The 21,222-nt window shown below is 67.7% G+C and carries 19 protein-coding genes; 10 read left to right on the forward strand and 9 right to left on the reverse strand.

Annotated elements, in window-relative coordinates:
- Positions 1–85 precede the first annotated feature (85 nt).
- On the forward strand, positions 86–1,138 hold the full coding sequence (locus FFS23_RS14205; RefSeq protein WP_137899111.1) for a sialidase family protein: 1,053 nt from the start codon (positions 86–88) through the stop codon (positions 1,136–1,138).
- Between the two features lie 30 nt (positions 1,139–1,168).
- Positions 1,169–1,360, forward strand: a complete 192-nt coding sequence (locus tag FFS23_RS14210) for a hypothetical protein (protein WP_137899112.1) — start codon at positions 1,169–1,171, stop codon at positions 1,358–1,360.
- 389 nt (positions 1,361–1,749) lie between these two features.
- On the opposite strand, the gene FFS23_RS14215 is transcribed toward FFS23_RS14210, so the two are convergent.
- On the reverse strand, positions 1,750–2,676 hold the full coding sequence (locus FFS23_RS14215) for a right-handed parallel beta-helix repeat-containing protein (RefSeq protein ID WP_137899113.1): 927 nt from the start codon (positions 2,674–2,676) through the stop codon (positions 1,750–1,752).
- Between the two features lie 161 nt (positions 2,677–2,837).
- Between FFS23_RS14215 and FFS23_RS14220 the strand changes: the two genes are divergently transcribed.
- Positions 2,838–4,046 carry a cation:proton antiporter gene (locus FFS23_RS14220; protein ID WP_137899114.1) on the forward strand — a complete coding sequence of 403 codons (1,209 nt, stop codon included), beginning with the start codon at positions 2,838–2,840 and terminating at the stop codon, positions 4,044–4,046.
- A 210-nt stretch (positions 4,047–4,256) separates the two neighbouring features.
- On the opposite strand, the gene metH is transcribed toward FFS23_RS14220, so the two are convergent.
- From metH to FFS23_RS14245, 5 genes are all read right to left on the reverse strand, one after another.
- The gene (gene metH / locus FFS23_RS14225; RefSeq protein ID WP_137899115.1) at positions 4,257–6,929 is read right to left on the reverse strand and encodes a methionine synthase; all 2,673 of its coding nucleotides are present in this window, start codon (positions 6,927–6,929) and stop codon (positions 4,257–4,259) included.
- On the reverse strand, positions 6,926–7,156 hold the full coding sequence (locus FFS23_RS14230) for a hypothetical protein (RefSeq protein ID WP_137899116.1): 231 nt from the start codon (positions 7,154–7,156) through the stop codon (positions 6,926–6,928). The genes metH and FFS23_RS14230 overlap by 4 nt, the downstream gene beginning before the upstream one ends.
- On the reverse strand, positions 7,153–8,199 hold the full coding sequence (locus tag FFS23_RS14235) for a homocysteine S-methyltransferase family protein (protein ID WP_137899117.1): 1,047 nt from the start codon (positions 8,197–8,199) through the stop codon (positions 7,153–7,155). Before FFS23_RS14235 ends, FFS23_RS14230 begins: the two co-directional genes overlap by 4 nt.
- A gap of 150 nt (positions 8,200–8,349) precedes the next feature.
- On the reverse strand, positions 8,350–9,291 hold the full coding sequence (gene metF / locus FFS23_RS14240) for a methylenetetrahydrofolate reductase [NAD(P)H] (RefSeq protein WP_137899118.1): 942 nt from the start codon (positions 9,289–9,291) through the stop codon (positions 8,350–8,352).
- Complete coding sequence (locus tag FFS23_RS14245) at positions 9,288–10,256, reverse strand: ArsR/SmtB family transcription factor (protein WP_038663214.1); 969 nt, start codon at positions 10,254–10,256, stop codon at positions 9,288–9,290. The genes metF and FFS23_RS14245 overlap by 4 nt, the downstream gene beginning before the upstream one ends.
- 102 nt (positions 10,257–10,358) lie before the next feature.
- On the opposite strand from FFS23_RS14245, the gene FFS23_RS14250 reads away from it, so the two are divergent.
- Genes FFS23_RS14250 through FFS23_RS14260 form a run of 3 tightly spaced genes read left to right on the forward strand, consistent with a single transcriptional unit; the run spans position 10,359 to position 11,850 of the window.
- Complete coding sequence (locus tag FFS23_RS14250; RefSeq protein WP_137899119.1) at positions 10,359–10,697, forward strand: hypothetical protein; 339 nt, start codon at positions 10,359–10,361, stop codon at positions 10,695–10,697.
- Positions 10,697–10,906, forward strand: coding sequence for a hypothetical protein (locus FFS23_RS14255; protein ID WP_137899120.1), 210 nt, complete (start codon positions 10,697–10,699; stop codon positions 10,904–10,906). The genes FFS23_RS14250 and FFS23_RS14255 overlap by 1 nt, the downstream gene beginning before the upstream one ends.
- The gene (locus FFS23_RS14260) at positions 10,903–11,850 is read left to right on the forward strand and encodes an aldo/keto reductase (RefSeq protein ID WP_137899121.1); all 948 of its coding nucleotides are present in this window, start codon (positions 10,903–10,905) and stop codon (positions 11,848–11,850) included. Before FFS23_RS14255 ends, FFS23_RS14260 begins: the two co-directional genes overlap by 4 nt.
- Before the next feature lie 6 nt (positions 11,851–11,856).
- Here FFS23_RS14260 and FFS23_RS14265 read toward each other — a convergent pair whose 3' ends face one another.
- The 3 genes from FFS23_RS14265 to FFS23_RS14275 all read right to left on the reverse strand — a co-directional run bounded on the left by FFS23_RS14265 (position 11,857) and on the right by FFS23_RS14275 (position 15,853).
- Entirely contained in the window at positions 11,857–12,243 is a 387-nt protein-coding gene (locus tag FFS23_RS14265; RefSeq protein WP_137899122.1) for a DUF805 domain-containing protein, read from the reverse strand.
- Between the two features lie 490 nt (positions 12,244–12,733).
- Positions 12,734–14,326, reverse strand: a complete 1,593-nt coding sequence (locus FFS23_RS14270) for an isocitrate lyase (protein WP_137899123.1) — start codon at positions 14,324–14,326, stop codon at positions 12,734–12,736.
- Between the two features lie 138 nt (positions 14,327–14,464).
- Entirely contained in the window at positions 14,465–15,853 is a 1,389-nt protein-coding gene (locus FFS23_RS14275) for a helix-turn-helix domain-containing protein (protein ID WP_137899124.1), read from the reverse strand.
- A gap of 296 nt (positions 15,854–16,149) precedes the next feature.
- On the opposite strand from FFS23_RS14275, the gene FFS23_RS14280 reads away from it, so the two are divergent.
- The 4 genes from FFS23_RS14280 to FFS23_RS14295 all read left to right on the forward strand — a co-directional run bounded on the left by FFS23_RS14280 (position 16,150) and on the right by FFS23_RS14295 (position 21,010).
- Positions 16,150–17,124, forward strand: coding sequence for a cation diffusion facilitator family transporter (locus FFS23_RS14280; protein ID WP_137899125.1), 975 nt, complete (start codon positions 16,150–16,152; stop codon positions 17,122–17,124).
- Positions 17,125–17,317: 193 nt separating this feature from the next.
- Positions 17,318–18,964, forward strand: coding sequence for an inorganic phosphate transporter (locus tag FFS23_RS14285; protein ID WP_137899126.1), 1,647 nt, complete (start codon positions 17,318–17,320; stop codon positions 18,962–18,964).
- Between the two features lie 145 nt (positions 18,965–19,109).
- Positions 19,110–19,985 (forward strand): UDP-2,3-diacylglucosamine diphosphatase, encoded by an 876-nt coding sequence (locus FFS23_RS14290; protein WP_137899127.1) that lies wholly within the window; start codon positions 19,110–19,112, stop codon positions 19,983–19,985.
- Complete coding sequence (locus FFS23_RS14295; protein ID WP_137899128.1) at positions 19,985–21,010, forward strand: glycosyltransferase family 4 protein; 1,026 nt, start codon at positions 19,985–19,987, stop codon at positions 21,008–21,010. The genes FFS23_RS14290 and FFS23_RS14295 overlap by 1 nt, the downstream gene beginning before the upstream one ends.
- Positions 21,011–21,222: the final 212 nt, after the last annotated feature.

The following is a 21,222-nucleotide window of genomic DNA, read 5'->3' on the forward strand; positions in this document are numbered from 1 at the left end:
GTTCCAACCCGACCGACGACCGACACACACCTACCGTCAACCAACAAACCATGGCCCCCGCGCCCGAACGGGGTAAAAACCCGCCATGCTCCTCGCCCTCGCCGCGCCGCTCCTCGCCGCCACCGCCCTCGCCACGCCGATCCTGCGCAGCGAGTTCATCGACCCCGCCCCGCCCTATCCACAGGCGCATGCCTCGACCTTGGTCGAGTTGCCCGACGGCGCGATCGCCGCCGCCTGGTTCGGCGGCAGCGGCGAGAGCCGGCCCGACGTCACCATCTGGTTCGCGCGCCACGACCGGTCCGGCTGGCACAGACCCGTGAGCGTCGCCGACGGCAGCACCGCCGACGGCCGGCGCTTCGCGACCTGGAACCCGGTGCTGTTCCAGCCCGCGGGGCAACCGCTCCACCTGTTCTACAAGGTCGGCCCCAACCCGCGCGAATGGTGGGGGATGGTGATCACCTCCGGCGACGGCGGGCGGCATTGGAGCGCGCCGCGCCGCCTTCCCGACGGCGTGCTCGGCCCGATCAAGAACAAGCCGGTGGTGACGCCCGGCGGCGCGTGGCTCGCCCCGTCGAGCCGCGAGGAGGGCACGCCCGAACACAATCGCTGGTTCATCCGCATGGAGCGCTCCACCGACGCCGGACGGACGTGGCAGGTCGAGCCCGCCATCCCCTCGCCGATGGGGATCGAGGCGATCCAGCCGAGCGTGCTGGCTTTCCCCGATCGTCGCCTCGAACTCGTCGCGCGGACGCGACAGGGGGCGCTGGCGATGAGCTGGTCGCGCGACGACGGCCGCAGCTGGTCGCCGCTCGCCGCGATCGACCTGCCCAATCCCAATGCCGGCACCGATGCGGTGACGCTCGCCGACGGCCGGCAGTTGATCGTCTACAATCACAGCGCGCATTGGCCCGACCGGCCCGGCGACGGCCCGCGCTACCCGCTCGACGTCGCGCTGTCCGGCGACGGCATGCGCTGGCATCACGTGCTGACGCTGGAGAGCAAGCCGCGCCCCGACGGCTATGCCTATCCCGCGGTCATCCAGACCCGCGACGGGCTGGTCCATGTCAGCTACACTTGGAACCGCACCCGCATCCGCCATGTCGTGATCGATCCGCGACGGCTGCCCCGTAGCGATTGAACGCCGCCGCCGGTCGATCGTTGGACCGACATGGAAACCCCCGCCCTTCCCGCACGCCCCGCCATCCAGCGCGCCGCGATCGCGCTCCGCATCGGCAAGCGCAGCCGGTTGCGCGCAGAGCTGACGATGACGCCGGGCGGCTTGCTGTCGGTCGGCGCGCTGGTGTCGTCGATCCTGCTGTCGTCCGCCGTGATCGTCCGCGCCGCGCGCCGCGACCGCTAGGGTCGGGCGACTTCCCAAACCCGCCCCGTCACCCCGGCCTTGCGCCGGGGTCCCGCTTCTTCGGACGTCGCGAACAAGAAGCGGGATGCCGGATCAGGTCCGGCATGACGGCGATATGATGCCGTCGCCACACTCCAGATGGTCATGCTCGTGCAAGCCTGTCGTCGTCCAAGCCCACCCCGTCACCCCGGACTTGTTCCGGGGTCCACCCTGCGGCGAGGAGAAAGGCTTGATTCGACACCGTTCCCTCGCGGCCCGGTGGACCCCGGAACGAGTCCGGGGTGACGAATTTGGCAAGGAAAGCGATCGAGCCTCATCACCGCAGCCATATGCGATTGCCCTTCCCCGCCAGGAGGAGAAATCCGTCTAGCCGCCAATCCCCCCTATGCTTACCGCGTCTCGAACATTCGTATGCCCGGCCCCAGCCGGTTCGCGCCCACCGCCAACCGCTCGTGGCTGAGGTCGGCGACGAACGCCGGATTGCCCGGCGCGCCCGGCGCGAGCCGCGCGTCATTGTCCTCGATTCGCAGCCCCGCCGACGGATAGGTCTTCGCCTCCGCCGCCACCACGATCAGCCCGCTGCTGTTCTCCTTGCCGCGCCCCTGGACGAAGCCGTTGCGCGCGATCAGGCCGCGCGCGCCTTCCGGCAAATCGATCATGTAATTGGTCTTGCGCCCGGCGGTGTCGTCGAAGCTGTTGTCGGTGATGACGACGTTGGGCACGCGCAGCTTGACGTAATGGCCGCCGGTGCCGCGCTCGAAGCGCGAGCGGGTGATCGTCACCTGCCCGCGATTGGCGAGATAGATCGCATGCGAGCAATTGACCGCCTCGTCGCACTGGCCGAGCCCCGCGAAGGTCGAGCGGTCGATCGTGATCCTTTGGCCGGTCGGCTCGCCGCCCAGGATACCCTCCTGGCTGTCGAGGAACATCGCATTGGTGACGGTCAGGTCGCCCATCTCGGTGCGGATGCCCGCGCCATTGCCGTCGGACACGCGATAGCCACGGAACACCAGCCCGTCGACCACCGATCCCTGCCCGCGCAGCACCAGCGCCGCTTTGTCCTCGCACGCCTCCTTCTCGAAGATCGCGGTGCCCGGCGTCACCGCCTGGAAGGTGATGCGGCCGCCCTGCTGCACCGCGCATTGCCGGTAGACACCGGGGGCGATGCGGATCGTCGCGGTCCCCATCCGCACCGACGACACCGCCGCCTGCAGATCGTCGAAGCCCTGCCCGGTCTCGGCGATGGTGAACGGCTTGCCCGATTGGGCGGAGGCCGGGGCGGCGAGCATCGCGAGCGCGAGGATCATGCGGGTCATCGCCGCATCCTATCGCCTGAAGCGCGCCGCCGCCGCTGCGATCCGCACGCCCGCGTGTCCCGGAATGACCCGCGACGTCAGAATGATTGCGGTCCCAACTACGGATCGGCTATCGCCGCCGTAACGATAAGGCGACCGGGGGGTCGCCACGGGAGGGCAGAATGCACGCCATGTCACCGACGGAGGTCTTCCTCCTCGCGATCCTCATCATCTTCACCTTGCCGTGGCTGGTCTGGCGGGTCGGGCGCACCGATTATTGGGCGCCGCTGGTCGTCGTGCAGATCATCGGCGGCATCCTGCTCGGGCCGGGCGTGCTCGGCGCGATCTTCCCCGATTATTACGCCTTCGTCTTCACCGCGCCGACGATGAGCGCGCTCAACGGCATCGCCTGGTGGTCGGTGATGCTGTTCGTCTGGGTCGCGGGGCTCGAGCTCGACCTCGGCGAGGCATGGCGCCGCCGCCGCGAGACCGGGGTCACCGCCGGGCTCGCGCTCGGCGTGCCGCTGGTCGCGGGCAGCGTCGCGGCGCTGATCATGCTGCGCTATCCCGGCTGGCGCGGCGCCGACGGAGCCGACTGGCAGGTCGTGCTCGGCATCGGCATGGCCTGCGCGGTCACCGCCTTGCCGATCCTCGTGCTGCTGATGGAGAAGCTCGACGTCCTGCGCGAACCGCTCGGCCAGCGCGTGCTGCGCTACGCCAGTCTCGACGATATCGCGATCTGGGGCGTGCTCGCGCTGATCCTGCTCGACTGGGAGCGGGTCGGGCGGCAGGGCGGCTTCCTCGTCGGCTTCGCCATCGCCACCTGGGCGATCCGCAAGCTGCTGCGCGCGCTCGGCGAGAACGACCGCTGGTACGTCGGGCTGATCTGGCTCGCTTTGTGCGGCTTCGCGGCGGACTGGGCCGGGCTGCACTTCATGGTCGGCGCCTTCCTGGCGGGTGCGGTGCTCGATGCGCGCTGGTTCGGCGAGGCGCGGATGGACCGATTCCGCCAGACCATCCTGCTCGCGGTGATGCCGGTCTATTTCCTGTCGACGGGTCTCAAGACGCAATGGGGCGTGGGGGGCGCGGCGGTGTTCGCCGTCGCCGCGCTGTTGCTCGCCGCCTCGGTCGGCGGCAAGCTCGCCGGCATCCACCTCGCCGGCCGCATCCTCAAATGGCCGAAGGGCGACGCCAAGGCGATCGGCTGGCTGCTCCAGACCAAGGCGCTGATCATGATCATCTTCGTCAACATCCTGTTGGACAAGAAGATCATCACCAACGAGACGTTCACCGCGTTGCTGCTGATGGCGGTGGCGAGCACGATGCTGACGATCCCGGTCGTCGCACCGCTGCTCCGGCGCGATCCGGCGTTGAGGAAGCGCGGGTTCTAGGACGCCCCTGCCCTTGGGGGATGGCTATAACATCCAGCCGCTCAATGGAGTCGCTCTCCAAGCCCATACCGTCACCCCGGACTGGTTCCGGGGTCCACTCCGCGGCTAGGAGAAGGGCTGACGTTACGCCGTTCCCTCGCGGCCCGGTGGACCCCGGAACAAGTCCGGGGTGACGGCGTGGAGGGTGCAGCCGAAGCGCAGCCCCCCCCTTCAGTCGAGGTTCGGCCGCAGCCAGCGTTCCGCCAGCGCGACGTCGACGCCGCGCCGCGCGGCATAATCGGCCACCTGATCCTGCCCGATCCGCGCCACGCCGAAATATTCCGCCTGCGCATGGCCGAAGTAGAAGCCGCTGACCGCCGCGGTCGGCAGCATCGCGAAACTCTCGGTCAGCTCCAGCCCGGCATTGCCCTCGACGTCGAGCATGTCGAACAACATCCGCTTGAGGCTATGCTCGGGACAGGCGGGATAGCCCGGCGCCGGGCGGATGCCGCGATATTGCTCGCGCACCAAAGCCTCGTTGGTGAGCTGCTCGTCGGGCGCATAGCCCCACAGGTCGCGGCGGACATGCGCGTGCAGCGCCTCGGCGAACGCCTCGGCGAGCCGATCCGCGAGCGCCTTCAGCAGGATGTCGTTGTAGTCGTCGTTGTCCGCCTTGAACCGCGCGATATGCGCGTCGATGCCGTGGATGCCGACCGCGAAGCCGCCCATCCAGTCGCCCGCCGGATCGATGAAATCGGCGAGGCACATGTTCGCGCGCCCCTCGCGCTTGGCGATCTGCTGGCGCAGGAACGGCAGCCGCACGCTCGCCTCCTGCGTGCGGTCGAGATTGGGGATATGGAAGCCTTCGGGAATGCTCGCGCCATCGGGGCTGCGATGCGACTCGCGATGCTCGGTATAGACCCAGACGTCGTCGTCGTGCCGATGACACGCCCAGAGCCCGGCGACGCCCCGCGCGGTCAGCCATTTCTCGGCGATGATCGTATCGAGCATCGCCTGCGCGTCCTCGTACAGGCCGGTCGCGCTGGTGCCGACCACCTCGTCGGTGAGGATCGCGGGGAAATTGCCGGCCAGTTCCCAGGCGCGGAAGAACGGCGTCCAGTCGATATACTGGCGCAGGTCGGCGAGGTCCCAGTCGTCGAAGACGTGCACGCCCGGCTTGGCGACCGGCGGTGCCTTCAGCGCCATATCGGCGACGAAGCCGCGCTTGCGCGCTTCGGCGAGCGGCAGCAGGTCGTTCTGCCCCTTGTTGGCGCGCGCCAGCCGCACCTTCTCGTAATCCTCGGCGACGCCGGCGACATAGGCGTCGCGCTGCGTATCGGAGACGAGCGTCGTCGCGACGCCGACCGCGCGGCTCGCGTCGAGCACATGGACGATCGGCCCGTCATAGGCGGGCGAGATGCGCAGCGCGGTATGCACCTTCGACGTCGTCGCGCCGCCGATCAGCAGCGGCATCGTCATGCCCGCGCGCTTCATCTCCTCGGCGACGGTCACCATCTCATCCAGTGACGGGGTGATGAGCCCCGACAGGCCGATCATATCGGCGTCATTCTCGTTCGCCGCCTCGATGATCTTGGTCCACGGCACCATCACGCCGAGATCGACCACGTCGAAGCCGTTGCACTGGAGCACGACGCCGACGATGTTCTTGCCGATATCGTGGACGTCGCCCTTCACCGTCGCCATCACGATCTTGCCCTTGCCCTTGGCGCCGGGCTCCTTGGCCGCCTCGATGAACGGCAGGAGATGCGCCACCGCCTTCTTCATCACGCGCGCGCTCTTCACTACCTGCGGCAGGAACATCTTGCCCGAACCGAACAGGTCGCCGACGACGTTCATTCCGTCCATCAGCGGCCCCTCGATCACCTCGATCGGCCGTGCGAACTGCTGGCGGCATTCCTCGGTATCGTCGACGACATGCGCGTCGATGCCCTTCACCAAGGCATATTCCAGCCGCTTGGTGACGGGGAGCGAGCGCCATTCCGCCGCCGCCTTCTCCGCCACCGCATCGGTGCCGCGATATTTCTCCGCCAGCGCGACGAGCCGGTCGCCCGCCTCGGGATCGCGATTGAGGATGACGTCCTCGCACGCCGTCCGCAGCTCGGGATCGATCGTGTCGTAGACGTCGAGCTGGCCGGCGTTGACGATCGCCATGTCCATGCCTGCGGGAATGGCATGATAGAGGAAGATCGAGTGCATCGCGCGGCGCACCGGCTCGTTGCCGCGGAAGCTGAACGACAGGTTCGACAGGCCGCCCGAGATATGGACGTGCGGACAGCGCGCCTTGATCTCGCGGCACGCCTCGATGAAGTCGACGCCGTAATTGTTATGCTCCTCGATCCCCGTCGCGACCGCGAAGACGTTGGGATCGAAGATGATGTCCTCGGGCGGAAAGCCGATGCCGATCAGCAGCTCATAGGCGCGCGAGCAGATCTCGACCTTGCGCTCCTTGGTGTCCGCCTGGCCGACCTCGTCGAACGCCATGACGACGACGGCCGCGCCATAGGCCATGCACTTGCGCGCATAATGCAGGAACGCCTCCTCGCCTTCCTTCATGCTGATCGAATTGACGATCGGCTTGCCGGAGACGCATTTCAGCCCCGCCTCGATCACGTCCCACTTGGACGAATCGACCATCACCGGGATGCGCGCGATATCGGGCTCGGCCTGGATCAGCTTGAGGAAGGTCGTCATCGCCTCGTGCGCGTCGAGCAGGCCCTCGTCCATATTGACGTCGAGCACCTGCGCCCCCGCCTCGACCTGCTGCAGCGCCACCGCGACCGCGGCGGGGTAATCGCCGGCCATCACCAGCTTCTTGAAGCGCGCCGAGCCGGTGACGTTGGTGCGCTCGCCGATATTGACGAACTGGGCGGAAGAAATGGTCATGAATTATCCGAGAAACGAGCAAGCAAATTGGTAAGGGCGGCTTCGTCCGCGATCTCGCCATCGGATCGGTAGCGTTCGACTTCGACGTGGCCGTCTTCGAACACCTCGATCTCCCACCGTTCGCCCGGCACCGCCGCATCGATCAGAAGCGCATCGTCCCTGATGCTGGTGATCGTGTGGTGGATACGGGCGGCGTTGAGCCGCGCGATGATGGCGAAGGGGGTCATGCCGCCATCGTGAACGGCTCGAGTCCTGCCAGCCGCGTCCGCACCGGCGCCACCGGCACCGGCCGCGGCGTCACGCCACGCGCCATCTCGGCGATCGCCGCGATATGCGCCGGGGTCGAACCGCAGCAGCCGCCGAGCACGTTGACCTGCCCCGCCTGCGCCCATTCGCCGACCAGCCCCGCGGTGGTCGCCGGCGCCTCGTCATAGGCGCCGAGTTCGTTGGGCAGGCCGGCATTGGGGTAGATCATGATCAGCGTGTCGCAGATCTCGCTCAGCGTCTTCACATGCGGCCGCAACTGCTCCGCACCGAATGAACAATTGAGCCCGATCGTCAGCGGCTTGGCATGGCGCACCGCATGCCAGAACGCTTCGACGGTATGGCCCGACAGGTTGCGGCCAGACAGGTCGGTCAGCGTCATCGACATCATGATCGGCAGGTCGCGCCCCAACGCGTCCCCCGCCTCCAGCGCCGCCATGATCCCCGCCTTGGCGTTGAGCGTGTCGAACACCGTCTCGATCAGGACGAAGTCGGCGCCGCCCTCGACCAGGGCGTCGATCTGCTCCCGATACACGTCCTTGAGATAGTCGAAGTCGATCTCGCGATAGCCGGGATCGTTGACGTCGGGCGACAGCGACAGCGTCTTGTTGGTCGGCCCGATCGCCCCGGCGACGAAGCGCGGACGCCCGTCCTTCGCCTGGAACTCGTCGGCGACGCGCCGCGCCATCCTCGCGCTCTCGACGTTGATCTCGCGGACCAGATGCTCGGCGCCATAGTCGGCCTGGCTGATCTTGTTGGCGGAGAAGGTGTTGGTCTCGGCGATATCCGCCCCCGCCTCGAAATAGGCGCGGTGGATCGACTCGGGCACCTCCGGCTTGGTCAGCGCGAGGATGTCGTTGTTGCCCTTCTGGTCATGGCTCAGGCCGAGCGTGCCGGCATAATCCGCCTCGGACAGCTTCCAGTTCTGGATCTCGGTGCCGAACGCGCCGTCGGTGATCAGGATGCGCTTGGCGGCCTCGGCAAGGAATGTGTCGCGTGTGGTCATGTCACTTCCAATTCCTCCCCGGCACGGGGAGGGGGACCGCTCGGCGATAGCCGAGGGGTGGAGGGGGCTCTCCACAAACGGTGTCGCCGGTGGAGAGCCCCCTCCACCAGCCTGCGGCTGGTCCCCCTCCCCGTACCGGGGAGGAATTTGCTACGCCGCCGCCACGCTCGCCACCGGCTTCGAACGCACCCCCAGCAGGTGGCAGATCGCGAACGCCAGCTCCGCCCGGTTGAGCGTGTAGAAATGCAGCGACTTCACCCCGCCCGCATAGAGCTTGCGGCTGAGCTCCGCCGCCAGCGTCGCCGCGATCAGCTGCCGCGACGCCGGATGATCCTCCAGCCCGTCGAACAGCCGCGCCATCCACGCCGGCACCTCGGTGCCGCACATCTTGCTCATCCGCACGACGCTGGCGAAATTGGTCACCGGCATGATCCCCGGCACGATCTCGGCGTCGATCCCCGCCGCGGCGACCTGATCGCGATAGCGGAAGAAGGTCTCGGGCTCGTGGAAGAATTGCGTGATCGCACGCGTCGCACCCGCGTCGAACTTGCGCTTCAGATTGTCGATGTCTGCCGTCATGTCGGGCGAATCGGGATGGCATTCGGGATAGGCCGCCACCGAAATCTCGAACGGATGCAGCCGCTTGAGCCCGGCGACCAGCGCCGCCGCATTCTCGTACCCGCCCGGATGGCTGGCGAACTTCGCCCCGGCCGCGGGCGGATCGCCGCGCAGCGCGACGATATGCCGCACGCCCGCCGCCCAATATTCCTCGGCGACCTGATCGATCTCCGCCTTGGTCGCCTCGACGCAGGTCAGATGCGCTGCCGCCGCCAGTGACGTCTCGCGTTGGATGCGCGCCACCGTGGCGTGCGTCCGTTCACGCGTCGAGCCGCCCGCGCCATAGGTCACCGACACGAAGCTCGGCGCGAGCGGCTCGAGCGTCCGCACCGCATCCCAGAGCTGCTCTTCCATCTTTTCGTTCTTGGGCGGGAAGAATTCGAACGAAACGTCGATATCCCCCGCGACGTCCGCATAGAGCGGCGCCTTGAGCGCGATCTGCGCCTCTTCGAGCTGGTTCACCGAAATCGTCATGCCACCCCAACCTTTTTCAAAGGCACTTCACGCAGGCTCGCGCCCGATTTGCGTCCGAGCCACAATGTCACCGTCAATTCGCCGCCCTTGAGCGTCTCGGTCCGCGCGAGCGCCAGCCCGGCATTGCCGAACCAGCCCGCGATCTGGTCGTCCGCGAAGCCCAGCCGGGTATGCGCGTCGCGCGTGCGCAGGTCCTCGCGATCGTGCGGCGCGAAGTCGACGATCAGCAACCGCCCGCCCTGCCCCAGCACCCGCGCCGCCTCGGCGATCGCCGCACCCGGCTGCTGCGCGAAATGCAGCACGTGGTGCAGGATCGCGACATCCGCCGCGCCGTCCGCCATCGGCAGCGCATAGAGGTCCGCCTGGCGCAGTTCGGTATTGGCACGGTCGTGCAGCTTGGCACGGGCGAGCCGCAGCATCTCCGACGATCGGTCGATGCCGAGCGCGCTGTCCGCCTGATCGCCGAACAGTTCGAGCATCCGCCCGGTGCCGGTGCCGATGTCGATCAGGCTGCCGAGCGGTCCGTCGCCGAGCACCTGCGCCATCGCCGCCTCGACCTCGCTCTCGGCGATATGGAGCGAGCGGATCGCATCCCATTCGTCGGCATGGCCCTCGAACCATTGCGCCGCGCTCGCCGCGCGATCGGCGCGCACCGCGGCGAGCCGCGCGGCGTCGGCGACCGCCCAATGATCGGGCTCGGTCTTGTGCCACTGGTCGATCGCGACCGCGACCGGACCCGTCGCCGCCGCCCGGCCGAGCGCGACGAACACCCAGCTCCCCTCCTTGCGCCGCTCGGCGAGGCCGGCGTCGCACAGGATCTTCACATGGCGGCTGACCCGCGGCTGGCTCTGGCCGAGCACCTGCGCCAGCTCGCCCACCGACAGCTCCATCGTGCGCAGCAGCGAGAAGATGCGCAGCCGCGTGGCATCGGCTAAGGCACGGAAGATATCGAGCGCGAGGGTCATGTCGCATCAACATATAAAGATATCTTTATATGCGGTCAACGCGGACCCGAACCGGCCGACCCGCGTTTGCGCGAGGTTAGTGAACTTACCGGGAGATTATCGATGAAGCGCCTGCTGATCCTCGCCGCCCCGTTGGCCGTGGGCCTCGCCGCGTGCAGCCAGAACGCCCAGAACGAGACCGCCGACGCCGCCAACGCGATCGCCGCGGACACCGAAGCGACGACGCGCAACGCCGTCAGCGACGTGGACGTCGCCACCGACCGCGCCTTCGGCTCGGCCGAGCGCCACATCGACAATGCCGGCGACCATCTCGACAACGCCGCCGCCCACGCCGACGACCGCCTCGATCGCGCCGGCGATGCGATCAGCAACGGCGCCGACCGCGCCGCCGACGCCACAGGCAACGCGCTCGAGCGCGCCGGCCGCTCGCTCAAGAACTGATGTCGCGGGGGGACGATCGCCGGTCGCGCCTGCTGGCGGCGGCCGTCCTCCCCCTGGCGCTGCTCGCCTGTTCGCGCGGCGGCGGCGACGATCCCGGCACGGTCAGCGCCGACGAAGCCGCCCAGCTCAACGACGCCGCCGCAATGCTCGACGCCAACAGCATCGACCTCGACGCCGTCACCTCCAACGACACGGACGCCCAGCCATGACCCTGCGCCGCTTAGGCTCGACCGACCTCCGCATCGCCCCGCTCGTCCTCGGCGGCAACGTCTTCGGCTGGACCGCCGACCGTGCGGCGAGCTTCGCCGTGCTCGACGCCTTCGTCGCCGGCGGCGGCACGATGATCGACACCGCCGACGTCTATTCGGCGTGGGTCGACGGTCATCAGGGCGGCGAGTCCGAGACGATGATCGGCGAATGGCTGAAGGCCAGCGGGAAGCGCGATTCGGTGCTGCTCGCCACCAAGGTCGGCATGCTCCCCGGAGAAGGCGGCGAGAAGCTCGCTCCTGCCCGCATCGCCGCCGCCGCCGAGGCGTCGCTCAAGCGGCTCGGCACCGACCGGATCGACCTCTATTACGCGCATCAGGACGACGACGGCGTGCCGCAGGAGGCGGTGCTCGAGGCGTTCGGCCGGCTGATCGACGCGGGCAAGGTCCGCGTCATCGGCGCCTCCAACTTCCACGCGGCGCGGCTGAAATCGGCGATCGACGCCGCCAAGGCGCACGACCTGCCGCGCTATCACGTGCTCCAGCCCGAATATAACCTCGTCAGCCGCCACAAGTTCGAAGGCGAGCTGCAGGACTATTGCGTCACCGAGAACATCGGCGTGCTGCCCTATTACGGCCTCGCCTCGGGCTTCCTCACCGGCAAGTACCGCAGCAAGGACGACCTCGGCCAAAGCGTCCGCGGCGGCCGCATGACCGAGCTGCTCGACGGCAAGGGCGCCGACGTGCTCACCGCGATGGACGGCGTCGCGGAGGAGACCGGCGCGAGCCACGCGCAGATCGCGCTGGCGTGGCTGATCGCGCAGCCGGGCGTCACCGCACCGATCGCGAGCGCGACCAAGGTGGCGCAGCTGGAAGACCTGCTGCCGGCGATGGAGCTGGAACTCAGCAAGGATCAGCTCGAACGCCTGACCAACGCCGGCGCATAGGCAAGGTCAGGCCATCGCGCCGGTGGCGAGCCGCGGGTTCGCCCCGAAGCGATTGTCGGTGGAATCCCCCGCCTTGAACACGAAGAACAAGTCGACGAGAAAGCCGAGGTACGGCACGCCCGAAGCGATCACCCACCATCCCGACAGGTCCATGTCATGCAGCCGTCGCACTTTCACGGCTAAGCCGGGAACGATCAGCGCGAGCAAGACGATGCCGCACAAGGCCACCGCCCAGTCATGGCTGGCCGGCATGTCCAGCGCATCGCCGAGACAGAAGGCGGCAAACAGCGCCATCCACAGGATCACGCTGAAGCACAGGAACTCGCGCCGGGTGGATCGACCGTGGAAGTCCGTATAGAGGCGGAAGGGCCGCGTCACGTAATCGGGCAGCATCGGGCGATCCCCTTCCTTGGACCGGTCGGGCGGACCAGCCCGCGGGCTGGATCGGCCGGCCGATGACCGTGCCCACTCGCGGCGCGCTCCGAGACATCAGGGCAAAAGGCGCGGTGGACCATGATGTCATCATAGACAGCCAACGCGATGAAACGTGCCGCCGGGCCAAATATGGCAGGGGGACGCAGAGCGTGCCTGATCCGACGCTGATGGACGTTTTTTAGGAAAGGTCTTGATCACGCGAAGACGCGAAGACGCAAAGGTGTCGCGCTCCGGGCGAGCGTGGCCCTGTCATCACAATCACTTGTTATGACGGACCACGAGCGCGGCGGACGCAACACCTTCGCGTCTTCGCGTCTTCGCGCGAATCACCATTTCGTTGTTTATGCCAATCGCCCCCAAAACACGAACGACACTCCCGCTCCCGTCACCCCGGAACTAGTCCGGGGTGACGGGGGCGGATAGATCGATTCCCCACCCCGCCCCATCCTCATGCGGCGAACTGGTTCATCGTATTGTGTGCGCCGCCCGCCTTGAGCGCCGCCTCGCCGGCGAAATACTCCTTGTGATCGTCGCCGATGTCGGAGCCCGACATATTCTGGTGCTTCACGCAGGCGATGCCTTCGCGGATCTCCTTGCGCTGCACGCCCTTGACGTAGCCGAGCATCCCCGCCTCCCCGAAATACTCGCGCGCGAGATTGTCGGTCGACAGCGCCGCGGTATGATAGGTCGGCAGCGTGATGAGGTGATGGAAGATGCCCGCCCGCGCCGCCGCATCCTTCTGGAAGGTGCGGATGCGGTCGTCCGCCTCTGCGCCCAGCTCGGTCGCGTCATAGTCGACCGACATCAGCCGCGCGCGGTCATAGGCGGACACGTCGCGCGCCGCCTCCACCCAGGCGTCATAGACCTGCTGGCGGAAATTGAGCGTCCAGTTGAAGCTGGGGCTGTTGTTGTAGACGAGCTTGGCGTTGGGAACGACCTCCCGGATGCGGTCGACCATCGACGCGATCTGCTCGATATGCGGCTTCTCGGTCTCGATCCACAACAGGTCGGCGCCGTTCTGCAAGCTGGTGATGCAATCGAGCACGCAGCGGTCCGCCCCCGTCCCCTCGCGGAACTGGAACAGGTTGGACGGCAGCCGCTTCGGCCGCAGCAGCTTGCCGTCGCGGCTGATGACGACGTCGCCGTTGCCGACCTCGGCCACGTCGATCTCGTCGCAGTCGAGGAAGCCGTTATATCGGTCGCCGAGATCGCCGGACGCCTTCGAATAGGCGATCTGCTTGGTCAGGCCGGCGCCCAGCGAGTCGGTACGGGTGACGATGATGCCGTCGTCGACGCCGAGCTCGAGGAAGGCGTAGCGGCAGGCGCGCACCTTGGCGAGGAAGTCCTCGTGCGGCACGGTGACCTTGCCGTCCTGATGACCGCATTGCTTCTCGTCGCTGACCTGGTTCTCGATCTGGAGCGCGCAGGCGCCCGCCTCGATCATCTTCTTCGCCAGCAGATAGGTCGCCTCGGCATTGCCGAAGCCCGCGTCGATATCGGCGATGATCGGAACGACATGCGTTTGGTGGTTGTCGATCGCCTGCGTCAGCCGCTGCGCCTCGATGTCGTTGCCGGCGGCGCGGGCGTGATCGAGATCGCGGAACAACAGGCTGAGTTCGCGCGCATCGGCCTGACGCAGGAAGGTGTACAATTCCTTGATCAGCGCGGGGACGCTGGTCTTCTCGTGCATCGACTGGTCGGGCAGCGGGCCGAAGTCGCTGCGCAGCGCCGCGACCATCCAGCCCGACAGGTAGAGATAGCGCCGATCGGTGGTGCCGAAATGCTTCTTGATGCTGATCATCTTCTGCTGGCCGATGAAGCCGTGCCAGCAGCCGAGCGACTGGGTGTAGGCGGACGGATCGGCATCATAAGCGGCCATGTCGCGACGCATGATCGCGGCGGTGTAGCGCGCGATATCGAGCCCGGTGCGGAAGCGGTTCTGGAGGCGCATGCGTGCGACCGATTCCGCGTCGATCCCGCCCCAGGTCGCCTGTCCGCCGATGAGGTCGCGCGCGCCGCCGATCTGCTGCTGGTAGGTCATATCCACATCCTCGCTTGGGTCCGAATGCGAGGATGTGTATATATGTTGACAGCTTGTTGGACGATATTTCGCCGTAAAAGCACGTAATCCTGTCACAAGGTACGCATCATAGCTGTCGATTAGTACTTCTATTTACAATCAATCACCGGCGAAGGTGAAGCCGGAGACGCCGCGGTCGCGCTCGTTGATCAGCAACGCGCGGCCCGCCGGCGGTGCCGAGCGCTGCGGACAGTCGGTACGATGACAGGCGCGGCAGCCGAGACCGATCGGCGTCGCATCGCCCTTGAGATCGACCCCGCGCGCCACCGCGAGCGCGCCGCCCAGCTCCGCCGCGACGCCGATGCCGACCGCGAATTCGGCGAGCACGCCGCCATAGCGGCGGCGCTGCGGCGTGACGGTGCGCGCGATCGTCAGCCAGCGCGCGCCATCCTCCAGCTCGACGAGCTGCACCGCGAGACTGCCCGGCCGGTCGAAGGCATGATGGAGCCGCCATAGCGGGCAGCGCCCCTCCGCCTCGGCGAGCGGCGACGCGCTCGCCCCCGAGAAGCGTTTGGAACATTGCCCAGCACGATCGATGCGGATCAGGAAGAAGGGCAGGCCACGCGCACCGACCCGGTGCAAGGTGGTGAGCCGGTGCGCGACCTGTTCGAACCCCGCGCCGAACCGGCGCTGCAACAGTTCGAGGTCGTAGCCGGTCGATTCGCACGCGCGCAGGAAGCGCGCATAGGGCATCATCACCGCGGCGGCGAAATAGCTGGCGAGATGGCGGCGGAACAGCCGCTCGCCCGACCGGTCGGAGAAATCGGCGCCCTTGGCGAGCGCATCGATCTCGGCGCGCGCCTCGATCTGCGCGAGCTGATAGGCGGCGGCGAAGGTCCGCGACGCCGGATCGAGCACCTCGCTCAACTGCAACTGGCGCGCGTGCAGGTCGAGCCGGCGCAAGAGGTCGGGCATCACGTCCATCGGCAGGATGCGGATGGTGAGCTGATGCTTGACGCGCAGCCGCTCGGCAATCGCGCCGTACAGATCACCCGCGCCGAGCCGCAGCTCGTCGGCGAGCGCCTCCGCCGCGCCGTCGAGATCGGCGAAATGGCCGCGCCAGCGTTCGATCTCGCGGCGCACCTCGGCGACCGGATCGACGCCGTCCGATACGCCGCTGCCGCCACCCGCGCCGAGCCGGTCATAGGCGCGCGCGAACGCCTCGGCGCCACCCGGCGCGCCGGCGAGCCATTCGCCGACCTCGTTGCGGTCGATTTCGAGGTCCGCGAACATCGGGTCGGCCAGCCGTCGCCGCATCGCCGCATCGCCGCCGCCCGGCTCGCCCGCAGTCAGCGCGCGCGGATCGAAATCGTAGGATTCGGCGAGCTTGACCAGCAAGGTCGCCGACAAGGGCCGTTGATTGCGCTCGACGAGGTTGAGATAACTCGACGAGATCGCCAGAACCTCGGCCATCGCCGCCTGCGTCAGCCCCGCCTGACGGCGCAGCCGGCGCACCGCGTGGCCGGCAAACAATTTACGCTCCGCCATCCTCACTCCTTGCCCACTCGAAGATCGGGTATGGGAAAGGTCTTGTCAATTCCTTACAGCCTGACCGGAACGCATGTCCGCGCGGTGGACAAGACGACCCTGCCCGGACGCATCGCCCCACTGCCCCCGCTCCGCGACTGTAGCTAACGGATTTCCCAAGAGTTTCCTGGGGAGGAAAGGTGGCCGTCGGCGTCTCGTACGCCGGCGGCCATTCCCGTTCCGCCTCCGCCGCGGGAGCCACACCACCGGTTCGCGCGTAACCCCTGCGACAACCAGACCGACGACAGGGAACAGGCATGACTCAGGGGCTGACCGCGCGGATCCGCGAGAATATCGTCCTGTACGGCGCGCTGGCGGCAAATCTCGGCATCGGGGTCGCCAAGTTCGTCGCGGCGGGGATCACCGGCTCGTCGTCGATGCTGACCGAGGGCGTGCATAGCTGCGTCGACAGCGGCAACCAGATCCTGCTGCTCTACGGCCAGCATCGCGCCAAGCGGCAGCCCGATGCCATCCACCCTTTCGGCTATGGCCGCGAACTGTATTTCTGGGCATTCGTCGTCGCGATCCTGATCTTCGCGGTCGGCGCGGGCGTGTCGGTCTACGAGGGCTATCTGCACATCCTCGAACCCGAGCCGCTGCGCGATCCCCTGGTCAATTATATCGTGCTGGCGATCGCCTTCGCGATGGAAGGCGCTTCGTGGTTCATCGCGATGCGCGAGTTCGCCAAGGCGAAGGGCGACAGCGGCTGGTGGCGTGCGATCCGGCAGAGCAAGGACCCGGCCGGGTTCATCGTCCTGTTCGAAGATTCGGCGGCGCTCGCCGGGCTGGTCATCGCCGGCATCGGCGTCTGGGCGAGCCATGCCTTCGCCGATCCGCGCATCGACGGCGTCGCCTCGATCCTGATCGGCCTGATCCTCGGGCTGGTCGCGATGCTGCTGGCACGCGAGGCGAAGGGGTTGCTGATCGGCGAGCGTGCCAACCCGCAGGTGGTCGAGACGGTGCGCGGCATCGTCGCCGCGCATCCGGCGGTGAGCGCCGTCAACCACGTCCGCACGATCCACACCGCGCCGGATGCGATCTTCGTCGCGGTCAGCGCCGATTTCGTCGATACCGTCACGATGGGCGATGGCGAGACGATCATCGAGGAGATGGAGGACCGATTGCGCGAGGCGGTCCCGACCCTGTCCTCGATCTACATCCGCCCCGAAAAACGCGAGAATGCCGCGACGTTGACGACGATACAGGCCGATACGACGCCAGCCGCGACCTGACGGAAAATCGGCCGCGCCGGCGCCGGGCCGGAGTCATCGGTGACTTTTCCCCGCGAATCCATCGGCTAAACTGGCTGCGACGGGATTATAACGGAATCGGCGGGCCGGTCCCGTCGCCCGACGGCGGCACCGTCGGGCATTCCCAGCGTCATTTTGTCACGAACTCGTCACATCCGCGGTGCACCGCGCCATTATGGCTACAACGGTTTCCGCCGCGTCGACACCCACCTCCTCGCACGGTCCGCGCCTCGACGCGCATCTGCATCCGGCGGGGCGGTGGATCTTCCTCGCCGTCCTGATCGGCGCGCTGGGCTATGCGGGGGGCAGCGTCATCTCCGATACCGCCGAGGTCGGCGAGACGCTGGCGACCGGTGTCTTCCTGTTCCTTGCGCTGGCGCTGCTGATCGCGCTCGGGTTCGAATTCGTCAACGGCTTCCACGATACCGCCAATGCGGTGGCGACGGTGATCTACACGCACGCCATGCCGGCGCCGCTCGCAGTGATCTGGTCGGGGTTCTTCAACTTCCTCGGCGTACTGCTGTCGTCGGGTGCGGTCGCCTATTCGATCGTCACGTTGCTGCCGATCGAACTGATCCTCCACATCGGCTCGGCCGGCGGGTTCGCGATGATCTTCGCGCTGCTGCTCGCCGCGGTGCTGTGGAACCTCGCCACCTGGTATGTCGGCCTGCCCAATTCGTCGAGCCACGCGCTGATCGGTTCGATCCTCGGCGTCGGCCTCGCCAACCAATTGCTTTCGCGCGGGCTCGGCGGCACCTCCGGGGTCGACTGGAGCCAGGCGCAGAAGGTGCTGACCGGCCTGCTGTTCAGTCCGCTCGTCGGCTTCATCGGCGCGCTGGTGCTGCTGCTGGTGATGAAGCGGTTCATGCGCGATCCCAAATTGTACAGCGCGCCACGGACCGACGCGCCGCCGCCGCGCGGCATCCGCGCGACGCTGATCCTCACCTGCACCGCGGTCAGCTTCGCGCACGGCAGCAACGACGGGCAGAAGGGCATGGGGCTCATCATGCTGATCCTGATCGGCTGCGCCCCCACCGCCTATGCGCTCAACCGCACTGTGCCGCAGAGCGAGATGCCCGCTTTCGTCGCGCAGGCACGCTCGGCCGAGGCGATCTTCGCCCGCCAGCCGGGACCGGAGCCGCGCTCGATCGACGTCGCGCGCGCGACGGTGACGCAGGGGCTCGCCACCCGCAACATCGATACGCCCGCGGTCTATGGAGCGCTGTCGTCGCTGTCGCGCGACGTCGGCGACCGGCTGGCCAGCTACGGCTCGCTCGACAAGGTGCCCGCGGCGGCAACGCCCAATCTGCGCGGCGACATGTATCTGGTGCTCGACGCCAGTAAGATGGTGGTCGCCGACGAGGGCGCGCAGGCCCGCTTCACCGCGCAGGATATCGAGGGGATCAAGAGCTACGGCGGCGCGCTCGAAAAGGGCACGCGCTTCATCCCCTTCTGGGTCAAGGTGACCGTCGCGATCGCGCTGGGGCTGGGCACGATGGTCGGCTGGCGGCGGATCGTCGTCACCGTCGGCGAACGGATCGGCAAGACCCACCTCACTTACGGCATGGGCATGTCGGCGGAGCTGGTCACCGCGGCGACCATCCTGCTCGCCGACCGGTTCGGTCATCTGCCGGTCTCGACGACGCATATCCTGTCCTCGGGCGTCGCCGGTGCCTCGGTGGCGAACGGCGCCGGGCTGCAATGGCGGACGATCCGCAACATGGCGCTCGCCTGGGTGATGACGCTGCCCGCGGCGATGCTGCTCGCCGGCGGACTCTATTGGGCGCTGCTCACCGTGCTGCGGACGACGATGGCGGCCTGAGCCGGGGGCGCGAGCCCGAAGCGGCGCGCCCGGCGTATTTGGTCCGTTTCGGATATCGCAACACGATCGTCACGCTGCCGTGATCGCAGCGTCACATCCCTCTGGCATGTCGGCATCGGGGGCAGCGGGCCCCGGGGGGCCGATCATGACCACCAAAGATGTGAGCAGCGCCGACGTTCTTGCCTTTCTGCCGCAGCGGCCGATCGTCGCCGAGCGGTCGGACATCGCCCGGCGCCGGTTCCGCACCATCTGGATCTCCGACGTCCATCTCGGCACGCGCGGCTGCAACGCCGACATGCTGATCGACTTCCTCGACCATGTCGACAGCGAGCAGCTGTATCTGGTCGGCGACATGATCGACGGCTGGCGGCTCAAGAAGAAATTCTACTGGCCCGCGGCGCATAACGACGTCGTCTGGCGGCTGATGAAGCGCGCCAAGCGCGGCACCCGCGTCACCTACATCCCCGGCAACCACGACGAGGTGTTCCGCCAGTTCGCCGGCATGGACTTCGGTGGCGTCAAGATCCGCCGCAAGGCGATCCACATCACCGCCGACGGCCGCCGCCTGCTGGTGCTGCACGGCGACGAATTCGATGCGATCACGCTCGCCCACCGCTGGCTCTCGCTGGTCGGCGACAGCGCCTATACCGCGCTCATGGTCCTCAACCGCTGGGTCAATGCGGCGCGGCGGCGGCTCGGCATGCCCTATTGGTCGCTGTCGAAGCATGCCAAGGCCAAGGTCAAGAATGCGGTCGCCTTCATCTCGCGCTTCGAGGAGGTGGTGGCGCATGCGGCGGGGTCGCGCGGCGTCGACGGGGTCGTCTGCGGCCATATCCATACCGCCGAGATCCGCCAGATCGGCGATATCGCTTATTACAACGACGGCGATTGGGTCGAAGGCTGCACCGCGCTGGTCGAACATTTCGATGGCCGGATGGAATTGCTGCTGTGGGGCGACGAGATCGCCGCACGGGTCGCGACGGAGCGCGCCGCGAGCCGCGCCGGGACGATCGCCGCCTGATGCGGGTCGCGCTGGTCACCGACGCGTGGCAACCGCAGGTCAATGGCGTCGTCCGCACGCTCAGCGCGATCAAACGCGAAGTCGAGGCGCAGGGGCATGAACTGCTCGTCGTCTCGCCCGAGCGGTTCGCCAGCCTGCCCTGCCCGAGCTATCCCGAAATCCGCCTGGCGCTCGCCGGCGGGCGCAGCATCGGCCGGCTGATCCGCGCTTTCGACGCCGATGCGATCCATATCGCCACCGAAGGACCGCTGGGCGTCGCGGCGCGGCGCTGGTGCCTCGCCAAGGGGCTGCGCTTCACCACCGCCTATCACACGCAATTCCCCGATTACGTCGCGGCGCGGACCGGTGTCAGCGCGGAATGGATCTGGCGCTACATCCGCTGGTTCCACGCCCCCGCCGACGCGATCCTGACCTCGACGCCGTCGGTCGATGCCGCGTTGCGCGCGCACGGCCTCAGCCGGTTGCGGCGGTGGGGACGCGGCGTCGATCTCGCCGTCTTCTCGGCCGAGGGCGCGACTGATCCGGCGATCGCGGCCCTGCCGGGACCGATCCAGCTCTACGTCGGCCGGGTCGCGGTGGAGAAAAATATCGAGGCGTTCCTCGATACGCGGGTGGCGGGCACAAAAGTGGTGGTCGGCGACGGACCGGCGCGGGCGACGCTCGCCGCGCGCTATCCCGCCGCGCATTTCCTCGGTCCGCGGTTCGGCGAGGCGCTCGCCGCCGCCTATCGCAGCGCCGACGTTCTGGTCTTCCCGAGCCGGACCGACACGTTCGGGCTGGTGATGATCGAGGCGCTCGCCTGCGGCACCCCCGTCGCGGCGCTGCCGGCGCCGGGACCGGTGGATGTGCTGTGCGCCGACGTCGGCGCGATCGACGATGATCTGGAAACGGCGATCGCCGCGGCGCTGACGCGAAACCCGGGCGCCTGCGTGGATTATGCAGCGCACTTCACCTGGGAAGCGAGCGCACGCCAGTTCCTCGACAGCCTCGCGCCGATCCGGGTGGCGGAGGCGTGCGCCGCATAACCACGGATCGCCGTACCGGTGACAGCGAAGGTCGGGTTCACGCGAAGACGCAAAGGCGCGAAGGAAGAAGGAGGATCGTTGTTCGCGCAGAGGTGCAGAGACGCAAAGATGTCTCGACCGGCGCGAAGCGCCCCTTGTATCCATGGGAAGGAAACAGCCGCTGCCGCGGCGACACCCTCTCCGCGCCTCTGCGCCTCTGCGCGCAAAACCCT

It is taken from the genome of Sphingomonas sp. 2SG, assembly GCF_005503285.1.
Taxonomy (GTDB): Bacteria; Pseudomonadota; Alphaproteobacteria; order Sphingomonadales; family Sphingomonadaceae; genus Sphingomonas; species Sphingomonas taxi.